Source organism: Haloferax prahovense DSM 18310 (genome assembly GCF_000336815.1).
GTDB classification, from domain to species: domain Archaea; phylum Halobacteriota; class Halobacteria; order Halobacteriales; family Haloferacaceae; genus Haloferax; species Haloferax prahovense.
The window spans coordinates 42,223-54,787 of the sequence record NZ_AOLG01000012.1 but is presented as its reverse complement, the minus strand read 5'-3'; the positions used below and the strand labels follow the sequence as shown (position 1 = coordinate 54,787).

The window sequence follows — 12,565 nt, the reverse complement described above, 5'->3', positions numbered from 1 at the left end:
CCTCCGTAGAGGCACCCAGTAATGCAAGTATACACCACGGACACGCCCGCGGCTCGCTCCGGTCGAATCAAGGTCGGAATCGCCGATTACGCCGTCTCCGGCGACGAGAGCACGCTGACCACGAGCGGTCTCGGCTCCTGTATCGGCGTCGCGTTGTACGACCCCGAGACCGGCGTCTCCGGTCTCGCACACGCGATGCTTCCGGAGGCGGACGACGGCAGCGAGCCGGCGAAGTTCGTCGACACCGGCATCGAACTCCTGCTCTCGGAGATGCGAGCCGCCGGCGCGGACATCGACCGCGTCGTCGCGAAAATCGCCGGGGGAAGCACCATGTTCGACTTCACCTCGGCCGACGGCGACGGCAGTATCGGCGATAGAAACGTCGCCGCGACGCGAACGACGCTCGACGGGTTCGGCATCGACGTCGTCGCCGAAGACGTCGGTGGCTCCCACGGCCGCTCGTTGGAGCTCGACAGCCAGACCGGCGACCTCCGCGTTCGGAGCGCGAAGAGCGGCAACCACGTTCTCTGAGGGCGTCACCGGCCGAAGTTCGGCTTCGAGGATCGTCTCTCCTGTCTCTCGTCCGTCTCAACTGCGTCGAGCGCCGCCCGCGAGCAGGGAACCGAAAACGGCTGACGCGTGAGAACCGACCGAAGCCGGTTCGACCCCGCACCAGAGGTATCAGTTCTGATAACGTCTCGAATAGATTTATGTCGCCTCCTTCGAATGCTTTCACCGAAACGGTACGATATCGCGTGTGACACCGCGGACAGCGCTCCGCGCTCTCCGCCGCCCTGAGTCGGGGGACTCGGGGGGAGTCGTGCCGTCCCCAACGAGGTGACCTATGTACTTGGACCCGGACGAATACGACCCAGACGAACTTCGACGTATCGCGCGTGACGCCCCACGGCCCAGACGGAACGGTGACGGCCGATTCGACGACGGCAGATTCGACGACAGCCGATTCGACGACGGCAGATTCGATGACGCCCGGTTCGACGACCGGAGTCCGTTCCGGTTCGACAACCCGCTTTTCGACCGGAGCCGACAGGAGGCGTCCGAAGCCCTCCGGTCGAGCCAGCTCGAACACCTGCTCGTCCACCAGTCTCGCGACGAGGAAGACGGCGTCGAAAAGCCGTACCTCCGCTCGCTTCCGGACAAGTACGGCGCGGAACGCGTCGTCTTCGACTGGCTCGAGTTCCTCGTCCTCAAGGGCGGGTTCAAGCGGGCGATGGACGCCCTCCGGTACTACCAGACGGTCGACTGGGTCACGCCCGGCGTCGAGGAGACGCTCCGGGACTACCTCCTCGGGTTCTCCGCTGACGTCGACGAACCGACCGACCTCGACGTCGACGACCACCTGCTGAGTCTGGTCTACGTCGCACGTCTCTCCTCGATGGTGTGACGCCGACCGACGGGTCTCGAATACGGTCTCTCCTTCCGACAACCGAGTGTATACCATGACTGCGCGAACCACCCGCCCGCCGAGTCCGAACCGAGTTGATACCGCATGACGAACGACGCAGCCGCCGCTAACGACGCTGGTGTGGCGTCCGAGTCCGACGAGACCGACGTGCCGACGGCCGTCGGCGTCAAGTTCGGGAGCGCCCGGACGGCGCTCGCCTTCGACGACGGCGACGCGGCGAGGACGGTTCACCTCCCCTCGTGCCTGACCGACGGCGAAGACGCGCTCGCCGGCGACGAGGGCGTCCACGACGGCGGAGAGACAGTCCGGGAGTCCTCCGAGCGAGTCGAGTTCATGCTCCGCTCGGGCGTGCCGGCGACCGCCCGCGACGCCGAGTCATTCGAGCGGTTTGTCCGCGAACTCTGCGCGCGACACGACCTCTCCGCCGAGAGCGCCGTCGTGTACGCGATGCCGACCGTCGACGACGATATCGGTCTCGCGAACTTCGGCACCGCGGTCGGCGAGTGCGGCATCGGTGAGGCGCTCGCGCGAGGCTTCCCCGAATCGCTGTGCGCGTCGATTCCGGCGCTCGGCGACGGAATCGAGGCGGTCGACGAGGTCTTCATCGCTCTCAACCTCGGTGCGACGAACCTCGAAGCGTGCGCGTACCGACGCGGAGAGCGGTTGCTCCCGTTCGTCTCCGCGGAGGCGTCCGGCGACCGCGTCGACCGGCGCATCGCCGAGGCGGTCGAAGCCGAGACGGGCGGGCGAGTGACGATTGACCCCGCCACCGCCCGCGGGTACAAGGAGACCCACGCCGACTTCGGCGGGTTCGACCCCTTCACCGACGCGGTCGAACGCGGGGACGAGGGCGCACACGAGTTCACCGTCGAACGGGGTGTGATGGAGCCGTTGGACGAGTATCTCGACGACGTGGTCGCCGAGCTCGGCGATTTCTTCTCGCGACTGGCAAGCTCGCACATGAAAACCTATCAGCTCGCTCGCGCACGCCCGCTCGTCGTCTCCGGCGGGATGGCGTGCATTCCCGGACTGGTTGAGGAACTCGAAGCGCGTCTCGCCGCGGAGCTCGACCGCCCGGTGAACGTGGTCGTCCCCGACGACCCGGTGACCGCCGCGGCCGAGGGCGCACACAGACTCGCGGTACGGCTCCGCGACGCGGCCTGAACGCTCGGCTCTCGGGTCTCTCGTTTTCTGTGCGACTCACCCAGTCGCTGCGTAACTCAGTCCGTCTCCGACTCGGTCGAAACCGTTCCGCCGTCGCCGACGGAGACCGCTCGGTCAGCGCTCCGGAGGCCGACGATTGCGACGGTCCCCCTGGGGTCGTTCTCCGCGAACCGGAGCCGACCGTTCGAGCGGTCGATTATCCACTGGACCAACCAGAGCCCGAGCCCGCTGATGTGTTGGAGCGGCGTCTCGGTCCCCGATTCGAGGACGGAGAGCTCGGCGTCGGGGACGCCCGGCCCGTTGTCGGCGATTCGAATCTCCACGTAGTCGGTCGAGGTCGCCCTTCGCTCGACCGTGACGCCGACTTCCGGAATGACGCGGTCGTTGTGTTCGAGCGCGTTGTCGATGAGGTGTTTGATGGCCGATTCGATGAGGTCGTCCGCGGAGACCCACATCTCGTCGGGGAGGCTCCGGTGGACGATGGCCTCGGGGTAATCGGACTCGATGTCGTCCAACTGCGCCTCGATGCGCCCGACGACCTCGACGGGTTCGATTCCGGACGACCCGCGGGTCAGTGTCGTGTCGATGTGGCGAGTCTGCTCGCCGAGTTCGACCAGCGACGACGCCTTCCGCTTTATCGTTCGAGCGTGGTCTTTCGACTCGGCGGGGATGCGCTCGTCGAGAAGGAGGTCCGCGTGGCCGAGGATGACGTTCATGTCGTTTCTGAGGTCGTGTCGAAGGACGCGATTCAGCACCCGGAGACGCTGTTCGTAGCGATGGCGACTGGTCACGTCCCGCGAGTTCAACACGACGCCGTCGACGGCGGGGTCGTCGAGGAGGTTCACACCGACCGTCTCGAACCGCCGCCACACGCCGTTCTTGTGGCGGATTCTGAACTCCGAGCGCACGGGAGAGTCGCCGGCTATCACCTCGTCGAGGCAGCCGGCGACCCGGTCTCTGTCTTCGGGGTGGACGAGGTCGAGCACCGACTCGCCGACGAGCGCGTCGGTCTGATAGCCGAGCACCTCGGTCATCGAGGGGCTCGTGTAGGTCCGTTCGCCGTCCTCGTTGAGGACGGTGATGACGTCCCGGGAGTTCTCGATGAGCGCGCGGAACTCCTCTTCGGTGTGCCGGCGCTCCGTCACGTCGTAGAAGACGAGCAAGAGTGCGCGGTCGTGCGTCTGGTCGCCGACCGCCTCGGAACGGACCTCGAAGTAACGGCAGGTGCCTCCGTCCTCGACGACCGCCTCAGCCCTGTCTCGACCCTCCAGAACCGTCCGGACCTCGGCCGGAACGCGAACGCTTTCGAGGACCGGCTCACCGATGCACTCGTCGACCGGCCGCTCTAGTAGCTCCGAGGCGGCACCGTTCGATTCGACGATTCGGTCCTGTTCGTCGAGGACGACGACTGCGTCGCGCATCTCCGAGAGAATCGCGTCGCGGGCGATGGGTGTGATGTCGAACAGCTGGTGTCTGAAGAGCGCCCAGAGCACGACGACCGAGCTGACGCCGATAGAGAGGGGAACCGGGTTGATTCGAATCGGGAAAAAGAACTCACCGGCGAGTGCGGCGAGAGGTATGAGACCGGCGACGACGAGGAACCCGGCCTGTCGTCGATGGATGCTCGAACTCCGGAGGTACGTCTTTCCGATGACGGTCAGCCCGGTGAGGGCGACGCCGGAGCCGTAAATCACGTGGACGACGAAGAGGAGCTCCGGACCGGGCGGGACGAGAAGGTGCAGACCGGCTCCTCCGGTGTTGTCCGGTGCGGTGGCCGCCCAGAGGTCGAGCGAGGACCCGAGGAGTCCGTGAGAGTGGTTCGTCAGCGCGAGGGCGATTGCGACGGCGGGCTCGACGGCGAGGAAGCCGACCATCTGGGTGGTGAGCAGTTGGTCCTCGCCGGCGTAGACGAGGGCGAAGATGAGCCATATCGTGGGGAGCACGGCCGCGCCGGCCCACGCCAGATACGCGTAGAACAACTCGGCACCCGGCGTCGTCGCGAGAAAGGCGAAGCCGTACGCGGTGGCCCAGATACTTCCGGAGAGCGTCAGGAGCGCGAACGGGAGGCGGACCCGCCGAGAGTAGAGTCGGAACCGACCGAGGACGACGAGCGTCACGACCCCCGCGAGGATGCCCGCGGCGAACAGCGCGTACGCGTACGGGAACTGCCCGACGCTGGTCATGAGTTGGTCGTGGTGCGCATCTGTGAGCCTCTGGAACTGTTCTTTCCGACGAGTGTCACATCGGAGCGATATCAAACGTGTATCCGTTTCTGAACTTAAGCGGTTCGCCCTCTTTATCAACGCTGATACTTGGTTCCGGTTGAGAGACAAGCGGCCGGTTCGAGGGGCTCTTACGCCTCAATAAGGTCTCATTCACCGAATGGTCGGTTACATTATCAGAGATAACATCACAGGGAATGCTGACGGTTCGCGCGAGTCGCAGAAATGTCGATATTCGGACGTTCGCCCGAACGCTTAATTCGGATGGATGCACACGCAGGGATAGATGCCGCGCGAGTCACGTCGTCCCAACGTCGCCGAAGCCCCGAGCGGACCCGGACCCCGTCGGGACACCAGCGACCGGTCGTTCGACTGGGTCGACGCGCCGACGAATCGGACGTGGAGCGACGTGGCCCACGAGCGCCTCCTCGCGACGACCGCGGCGGTCACGTCGGACGGTGAGCCGTTTCTCGACGAGATTCCGCGGACGCCGCGGGCCGAGCGGGTGCTCCTCGAGTGGTGCGTTCACCTCGTCGAGCGATTGGGCGGCCGCGGCGCGCTGGAGATGGCGTCGTACTACCGCGATATCGGCTGGATCGGCGACGGGCCCCACGACGCGATTCGCGAGCGCGTCGTCTCCTTTACCGTCCCCTCGGACTTCGAGGACGCGCCGACCGAAGAGGACCACGTCCGCAGTTTCTCGTACGTCGCCCGGCTGTCGGTGATGGCCGATTCGGAGTGAGAAAAGGACGGCTTCGACGAGTCCCTAGAGTCCGAGTTCGCGACCGATGATGAGGTGTTGAATCTCGCTCGTTCCCTCGCCGATTTCCATGAGCTTCGCGTCGCGGTAGAACCGCTGGGGGGCGAAGTCGGTCGTGTAGCCGTAGCCGCCGAGCACCTGCACCGCGTCTTCGGCGACTTCGCGGGCGGCCTCCGAGGCGTCGAGTTTCGCCAGTGCGGACTCTCGACTGACCCGCTCACCGGCGTCGTACCGCGTCGCCGCCTTGTGGGTGAGCAGTCGCGCCCGCTCGGTCTTGCGGTGCATCGAGACGAGTTTGTCGCGGATGGCGTCGAACTTCGAAATCGGTCGGTCGAACTGCTCGCGCTCTTGGGCGTACGATTTCGCGTGACCGTACGCGCCCTCGGCGAGCCCCACCGAGAGCGCCGCGATGGAGATGCGGCCGCCGTCGAGCGTCTTCATCGTCTGCTTCCACCCCTCGCCCTCCTCGCCGAGGAGTCGGTCTTCCGGTACCCAGCAGTCGTCGAAGGAGAGCTCGCAGGTCGGCGAGCAGTTGAGGCCCATCTTGTCCCACTCGGTCGTCACCTCGAAGCCGTCGTCGTTCTCCGGGTCGACGATGAACGTCGAGATGCCGTCGTAGCCCGCGCCGGGGTCCGTGACAGCCTTCACGAGGACGGAGCCGGCGACGCTCGCGTTCGTGATGAACTGCTTCGTTCCGTTGATGACGTAGCCGTCGCCGTCCCGCTCTGCGACGGTGTCCATGTCGCTGGCGTCGCTCCCGGAACCGGGTTCGGTCAGGGCCCAGCCGCCGAGGTACTCGCCGGTCGCGAGCGGCGTGAGCCAGCGTTCTTTCTGCTCGTCGGTGCCGAACAGTTCGATGGGCTTCGACGCGAGGCTGACGTGGGCGGCGTACGACAGGCCGATACCGCCCGAGACGCGACCGAGTTCCTCCACGACGAGGGCGTACATCAACTGGTCGCCGCCGAGGCCACCGTACTCCTCGTCGATGGGGACGCCCATCACGTCCAACTCGGCCAACTGGTCGAATATCTCCGCGGGGAACCGGTGTTCGTCCTCGATGTCCTGCGCGATGGGCGCGATTTCTTCCTCGCAGAACTCGCGGACGGTGTCGCGAATCATCCGGTGTTCGGCCGGGATGTCGAAGTCCATGCGACAAACTATCGCCGTCCCAGACATAAACTAATCGAACGACCATGAAGAATTGTGGCGGCGCGAGCGGCGAACTGGGGCCGTCCGACCCCTTTCGGGCCGACCGCCCCCGACCCGAACGCTCTCACCGCGTGGGAATAGGCGTCCGGGTCTTTTTGCGCCGCGGTCCGAGATTCTCGTATGTACTCCCACATCCTCTTTCCGACCGACGGAAGCGAGTGCGCGGACGCCGCCTTGGACCACGCCATCGAGCACGCCCGCACCTACGACGCGACGCTCGTGGCACTCTACGTCGCCGACGTGCGCGAGGTCGGCTACGCCGCACCCGCGCTCTCGCTCGAACGGGTCCGAGAGGCGCTCCTCGAAAGCGGCGAACAGGTGTTAGACCGCGTCGCCGAGAGGGCCCGCGAGGCCGGCGTCGAGGTCGAGACCGCCGTCACCGAGGGCACGCCCGCGAGCGAGATTATCCGTCACGCCGACGAGCGGGACATCGACCTGGTGGTGATGGGCACCCACGGCCGAAGCGGCATCGACCGCTATCTCATCGGTAGCGTCGCCGAGCGCGTCGTCCGCGGCTCCGACGCGCCCGTGTTGACAGTCCGACAGGAATCGGCGTAGGCCCACGAGGTTAAGCCGCCCCTCGTCTTACGGGGGTGCATGGACCTCCGTCGGCTCGTCCGCGGCCGCCTCGGGTGGCCGCGTCTGGAGACGGTCGCCCGCGAACTCGCCCGGCGGTACGACCGCGACACCCTCCACATCCGATTTCTCGAGGCGGACAACTGGCTTTCGACCCCGATGGTCGTCGACGACGAGTGGTTCGTGAAGGTCATCTCCAAACAGAACTCGCTCGTCCACGCCGTCTTCACCACCGGGCGGAACCTCGGCGCGTTCTCCAGCGGGACGGAGGGTTTCTTCGGTCACTTCGGGACGCCGCTGGAGATGGCCGAACACGAACTCGAAGCCACGAAGCGACTCCGGAACATCGGCCTGCAAGCGCCCGCGCCGGTCGAGGCGTTCGAGGTTGACGGCCTCGGCGTCCTCGTCCTCGAATACCTGCCGAACTTCCACACCCTCGACACCGCCCCGCGGGAGGAGGTCGAACGGCTCGCCCCCGAGTTGTTCGCGGCGCTCGCGGAGATGCACGACAACCACCTCGCCCACGGCGACCTCCGGGCGGAGAACGTCCTCGTCCGCGAGGACGGCATCTACTTCATCGACGCGACGAACGTCAACGACGAGGGGATGCGCGACGCCCGCGCGTACGACCTCGCCTGCGGGCTGGCGGCGCTCGAACCGCTCGTCGGTCCCAAGAAAGCCGTCGCCGCGGCGCTCGACTCCTACGGTATGGACGCGCTCTTGGACGCCGTCGACTTCCTCGACTTCGTCAACATCCGGCCCGACCACGACTTCGACGCCGCGGCGCTCAAAGGCGAGATAGAAAAGCACGCGGCGTAGCTGTCTCCGGTTCCCCGTGTCTCGACGTCCTCCGACTCACTCGCAGGGGAGCGTGCCGTCGTAGCTCGCGTCGCCGACCACGACGACCCCGCACATCGCCTTCGAGCCGTGGATACCACAGTCGTACTGGTAGACGCCGGAGTCGTCGAACCGGTAGGTGACCCGCCCGTCGCGGCCGACCGTCCCGGACTGAAACGACCAGTCGGTCGCCGCGTCGTCGAAACTCGCCGCGCGGACGTTGTGCTGAAGCGCCTCTCTGTTCTCCCACGCGACCGTCGTCCCCGGCTCGACCGACAACCGCATCGGCGAGAAGGCGACGCTCTCCATGGTGACGAGCGGGTCAGACTCGTCGTCCGACGCCGGTTCGCTCGTCGGCGTTGGCGACTCGGTCGGTGTCGGCGTCGCCGTCGTGTCCGGTGACGTGGTCGTCTCCGGAGACGCCGTCGTCGCGGTTGTGGTCCCAGTCTCGGACCCGGTCGACTCCGTCTCGTCGTCCGTCTCTCCAGCGTCGTCACCACCGGTACAGCCGGCGAGCAGTCCGAGTCCGGCGGTCGCGGCGGCGAGGGCTCGTCGTCTCGTGAGTCGCATACCGGTGGTCGGACCACCCGAAGAATAAGCGATGTCCCAAATTCCGCCCGATTGGAACCCCATCTCACCGAGAGCGGCGGGGGTCGAGGCGGAACACGGCGTTCCGTGACGGATGGACGAAGCCGCGGGGTGCGTCGCACCCGCGAGTCGCGGGCTACTCGCCCTCGACGCCCTCGTAGTCCGCGCCGCCCATGTAGAGCCGCGAGACTTCGGGGTCGTCGAGGAGGCCGTCGGCGTCGCCCTCGTAGGCGACGGTCCCCTGGTCGAGGACGTAGCCGCGGTCGGAGATGCCGAGCCCCTCGCGGGCGTTCTGCTCGACCATCAGGACCGCCGTCCCGAGTTCGTTCACCTTCTTTACGTCCTCGAACACCGACTTGACGATGTTGGGCGCGAGGCCCGCCGAGGGCTCGTCGATGAGGAGCACTTCGGGCTCCATCACGAGCGCGCGGGCGAACGCGAGCACCTGCCGCTGGCCGCCCGAGAGCGTCCGCGCCTTCGCAGAGCGCTTCTCGTCGAGAATCGAGAACTGGTCGTACAGCTCGTCGATTCTGGCCTGCAGGCCCTCGGAGCGGGCGACGCCGCCCATCTTGAGGTTCTCGTCGATGGTGAGCGACGAGAAGACGTTGTCCACCTGCGGGACGTAGCCCATCCCGACGCGGACGAGGTCCTCCGGCTCCTCGCCGGTGATGTCCTGTCCGCCGAGTTCGACCGAGCCGGTCCACGGCTTGAGGAGGCCGAACACCGTCTTGAGGACGGTCGACTTCCCCGCGCCGTTCGGCCCGATGATGCAGACGATTTCGTCCGATTCGAGGTGGAGCGACAGGTCGCGAAGGACCTGCACCTCGCCGTAGCCGCTGTCGACGCCGGAGACGTCGAGTGCGCGGTTGGTCATGGGCCGGCCCCTCCGAGGTACGCCTCGATGACGCGGTCGTCAGAGCGGACTTCGTCCGGCGAGCCCTCCATGAGCACCTTCCCTTGGTCGAGAACGATGATGGGGTCTGCGAGGTCCATGATAAACGGCATGTCGTGTTCGATGATGAGGAAGGTCTGACCCTCCTCGTTGAGTTCGCGGATGAACCGCTTGATGTCGTTTGCGAGCGTCGGATTGACGCCGGCGACCGGCTCGTCCAAGAGCAGGATGTCGGGGTTCGTCGTGAACGCCCGCGCCAGCTCGACGAGCTTCATCTGCCCGCCGGAGAGGTCGGTCGACGGCTGGTCGATGAGGTGCCCGATTTCGAACCGTTCGAGCAACTCGCGCGTCTGTTCGATGTTCCCTCGTTCCTCTTCGGTGACGTCGGAGCCGGAGAAGAAAAGCGAGAAGATGGACTCGCCTTTCTGCGGTCCGGGGCCGACGAGCATCGCCTCGCGGACGGACATCCCCTCCAGCCGCCGGGGCGTCTGGAAGGTCCGAACGAGCCCCTTTCGGGCGCGCTCGTGCGGTTCGAGGTCGGTCACGTCCTCGCCGTTGACGGTGACGTGACCGGCGTCGTTCTCGTAGAAGCCGGAGATGAGGTTGAACAGCGTGGACTTCCCCGCGCCGTTCGGCCCGATCATCCCCGTGATGGTCCCGCGGTCGACCTCGATGGAGACGCCGTCGGTGGCGACGAGGCCGCCGAACGCCTTCTCCAGGTCGGTCGTCTTCAGAACGACGTCCGACTTCCCGAGGCGCGCGCCCTCGTACGCGTCGTCGTTCATCGGTCGTCACCCCCGTTCGAGGCGGTGCCGCCGTCCGGGGCGGCACCCGACGCGGACGCGCCGCCGGCACCGCCCCCGTCGCGCGCCGCCGGCCAGATGAGTTCGTCCTTCGGCGGAAGGAGCCCGTCCTGCCGGAAGCGCATGATGAGGATGATGAGCCCGCCGACGAACAGCAGTCGAAGCGGGGCCAGGTCGACGCCGAGCGTCTGGATGAACCCGATGTCGTTGAGGAAGCGGGTCCCCTCGCGGATGGCGATGACGACGGCCGCGCCGACGACCGCCCCGCGGTTCGACCCGGTCCCGCCGAGGATGACGGCGATCCAGATGTAGAACGTCGTCAGGGGAACGAGGTCGGAGGGGTCGATGTAGAGGTTCAAGTGAGCGTAGAACGCCCCGGCGACGGCCATGATGACCGAGCCGATGACGAACGCCTGCATCTTGAACTGGTAGGTGTTTTTACCGAGCGCCTTGGCGAGGTCCTCGTCGGACCGGATGGTCCGGAGGACGCGGCCCCACGGCGACCGGTGGACGCGCCGGAGGAACAGGTAGACGACCGCGATGAGGACGACCACCACTGCGGCCGTCGTCGCGGCGTCGGTCAGCGGCAACCACGACAGGAGTTCCGGGATGCCGCTGATACCGCTCGACCCGGCGGTCCACTGGTCCTCGTTCAGGATGATGGCGCGGATGACTTCGGCGAGTCCGAGACTGGCGATGGCGAGGTAGTCCTCGCGCAGGCGGAGCGTCGGGATGCCGATGAGCACCGCGACGAACGCGCTCACGACGATGGCCGCGAGGAACCCGAACACCGGGTGAAGTCCGAGTCCGAGCGGGGAGTTCGGCGCGGTCAACAGCGCGGCGCAGTAGGCTCCGATGCCCCAGAACGCCGCGACGGAGAAGTTGATAAGCCCGGCGTAGCCCCACTGGACGTTGAGTCCGAGCGAGAGCAGGGCGTACATCCCGACGAGCGCGATTTGGAACAGGAGGAACCGCGGCCCGATGACGCCGGTGAGGACGCCGACGACGAGCAGCACCGTGATGAGTCCGAGCGTCGCGAAGATGCGCCGCTCGGTCGCGTCGCGGACGAGCGTCTCGCTCACCCACGAGGACACGGCGCTCATCCGCTATCACCCGCGATTCCGCTCGGGCGAACGAGCAGGATGGCGACCATGATGACGAACGCGACGGCCGCGGCGTACCGCGAGCCGACCGGGATGATTCCCCACTGGTTGAAAAGCGGAACCAGTTCGTGGACCATCCCGATGACGAGGCCGCCGAGCATCGCGCCGTAGACGGAGCCGATGCCGCCGAGGATGACGGCGGCGAAGATGATAAGCAGGATGTCGAAGCCCATGCGCGGGCGGACGAGTTCCTCTAACCCGAGGAAGACGCCGCCGGCCGCGGCGAGCGCGCCGCCGATGAGCCACATGGCGAAGATGACCTCTCTCGTCCGAATCCCGCTGACGCGCGCGAGGTCCGCGTTGTCGGCGGTCGCGCGCATCTTCCGGCCGAGGGTCGTCCGCGTCAGCGTCAGGTGCAGCGCCGTCACGAGGACGACAGTGAGCATCACGACGACGAGGTTGCGCGGCGTGACCGCGATGCCGAGCGTCTCACGGACCCACGGTATCGGTCCCTGTCTGGGCACGCCGTAGCGCTCCGGCTCGGTTCCGAACGACAGGAACACGAGCGCGCGATAGACGAGCGCGACCCCGATACTGGAGATGAGCAGGCCGATGGAGTCGGACCCCTTCACCGGTTGGTAGACGACGCGGTCGGTGATGACGGAGATGACCGCCGCCGCGCCCATACCGAACGCGAGCGCGAGGAAGAACCAAAGCGGCAGGCCGAACACGCCCGCGTCGCCCAGCATCGGTCGGAGGAAGCCGACCGAGAACAGCGCGGAGAACGCCCCCACGGTCATGAGGTCGCCGTGGGCGAAGTTCGCGAAGTCCGCGATGCTGTAGACGAGCGACAGCCCGATGGCCGCGAGGACGATGATGCTCGAAAACACCACGCCGTTTGCGACGTACTGGAAGGGGCTGACTTGGAGCGGTATCACGGCTCGGTGGCCCCCCTAAGGGTCGTTCGGCGTCCGTTCCGTGCGTG

At 66.7% G+C, this 12,565-nt stretch carries 13 protein-coding genes; 6 read left to right on the top strand and 7 right to left on the bottom strand.

Going from position 1 to position 12,565, the window contains the following annotated elements; translation table 11 throughout:
* Positions 1 to 21 precede the first annotated feature (21 nt).
* The 3 genes from C457_RS06185 to C457_RS06175 all read left to right on the top strand — a co-directional run bounded on the left by C457_RS06185 (position 22) and on the right by C457_RS06175 (position 2,590).
* Positions 22 to 531 carry a chemotaxis protein CheD gene (locus C457_RS06185; protein WP_004977367.1) on the top strand — a complete coding sequence of 170 codons (510 nt, stop codon included), beginning with the start codon at positions 22 to 24 and terminating at the stop codon, positions 529 to 531.
* Positions 532 to 844: 313 nt separating this feature from the next.
* The gene (locus C457_RS06180) at positions 845 to 1,405 is read left to right on the top strand and encodes a FlaD/FlaE family flagellar protein (RefSeq protein WP_008092905.1); all 561 of its coding nucleotides are present in this window, start codon (positions 845 to 847) and stop codon (positions 1,403 to 1,405) included.
* Between the two features lie 105 nt (positions 1,406 to 1,510).
* Positions 1,511 to 2,590, top strand: a complete 1,080-nt coding sequence (locus C457_RS06175; protein ID WP_008092902.1) for a hypothetical protein — start codon at positions 1,511 to 1,513, stop codon at positions 2,588 to 2,590.
* Positions 2,591 to 2,646: 56 nt separating this feature from the next.
* Here C457_RS06175 and C457_RS06170 read toward each other — a convergent pair whose 3' ends face one another.
* Positions 2,647 to 4,773, bottom strand: coding sequence for a histidine kinase N-terminal 7TM domain-containing protein (locus C457_RS06170; protein WP_008092900.1), 2,127 nt, complete (start codon positions 4,771 to 4,773; stop codon positions 2,647 to 2,649).
* Positions 4,774 to 5,098: 325 nt separating this feature from the next.
* Here C457_RS06170 and C457_RS06165 point away from each other — a divergent pair, with 325 nt between their 5' ends.
* A complete protein-coding gene (locus C457_RS06165; protein WP_008092899.1) occupies positions 5,099 to 5,554 on the top strand; it encodes a FlaD/FlaE family flagellar protein in 456 nt (151 codons plus the stop codon).
* Between the two features lie 24 nt (positions 5,555 to 5,578).
* Here the strand turns inward: C457_RS06165 and C457_RS06160 are convergent, their stop codons facing one another.
* The gene (locus tag C457_RS06160; protein ID WP_008092898.1) at positions 5,579 to 6,721 is read right to left on the bottom strand and encodes an acyl-CoA dehydrogenase family protein; all 1,143 of its coding nucleotides are present in this window, start codon (positions 6,719 to 6,721) and stop codon (positions 5,579 to 5,581) included.
* A 180-nt stretch (positions 6,722 to 6,901) separates the two neighbouring features.
* On the opposite strand from C457_RS06160, the gene C457_RS06155 reads away from it, so the two are divergent.
* Together C457_RS06155 and C457_RS06150 are read left to right on the top strand one after the other, a co-directional pair.
* Positions 6,902 to 7,339 carry a universal stress protein gene (locus C457_RS06155; protein ID WP_008092897.1) on the top strand — a complete coding sequence of 146 codons (438 nt, stop codon included), beginning with the start codon at positions 6,902 to 6,904 and terminating at the stop codon, positions 7,337 to 7,339.
* A 39-nt stretch (positions 7,340 to 7,378) separates the two neighbouring features.
* The gene (locus C457_RS06150) at positions 7,379 to 8,176 is read left to right on the top strand and encodes an RIO1 family regulatory kinase/ATPase domain-containing protein (protein ID WP_008092896.1); all 798 of its coding nucleotides are present in this window, start codon (positions 7,379 to 7,381) and stop codon (positions 8,174 to 8,176) included.
* Positions 8,177 to 8,212: 36 nt separating this feature from the next.
* On the opposite strand, the gene C457_RS06145 is transcribed toward C457_RS06150, so the two are convergent.
* The 5 genes from C457_RS06145 to C457_RS06125 all read right to left on the bottom strand — a co-directional run bounded on the left by C457_RS06145 (position 8,213) and on the right by C457_RS06125 (position 12,518).
* The gene (locus C457_RS06145; protein WP_008092895.1) at positions 8,213 to 8,764 is read right to left on the bottom strand and encodes a cupredoxin domain-containing protein; all 552 of its coding nucleotides are present in this window, start codon (positions 8,762 to 8,764) and stop codon (positions 8,213 to 8,215) included.
* 154 nt (positions 8,765 to 8,918) lie between these two features.
* Positions 8,919 to 9,656 (bottom strand): ABC transporter ATP-binding protein, encoded by a 738-nt coding sequence (locus C457_RS06140; RefSeq protein WP_008092893.1) that lies wholly within the window; start codon positions 9,654 to 9,656, stop codon positions 8,919 to 8,921.
* The gene (locus C457_RS06135) at positions 9,653 to 10,459 is read right to left on the bottom strand and encodes an ABC transporter ATP-binding protein (protein ID WP_008092891.1); all 807 of its coding nucleotides are present in this window, start codon (positions 10,457 to 10,459) and stop codon (positions 9,653 to 9,655) included. Before C457_RS06135 ends, C457_RS06140 begins: the two co-directional genes overlap by 4 nt.
* The gene (locus C457_RS06130; RefSeq protein WP_008092889.1) at positions 10,456 to 11,580 is read right to left on the bottom strand and encodes a branched-chain amino acid ABC transporter permease; all 1,125 of its coding nucleotides are present in this window, start codon (positions 11,578 to 11,580) and stop codon (positions 10,456 to 10,458) included. The genes C457_RS06135 and C457_RS06130 overlap by 4 nt, the downstream gene beginning before the upstream one ends.
* A complete protein-coding gene (locus C457_RS06125; RefSeq protein WP_004977385.1) occupies positions 11,577 to 12,518 on the bottom strand; it encodes a branched-chain amino acid ABC transporter permease in 942 nt (313 codons plus the stop codon). The genes C457_RS06130 and C457_RS06125 overlap by 4 nt, the downstream gene beginning before the upstream one ends.
* Positions 12,519 to 12,565 lie beyond the last annotated feature (47 nt).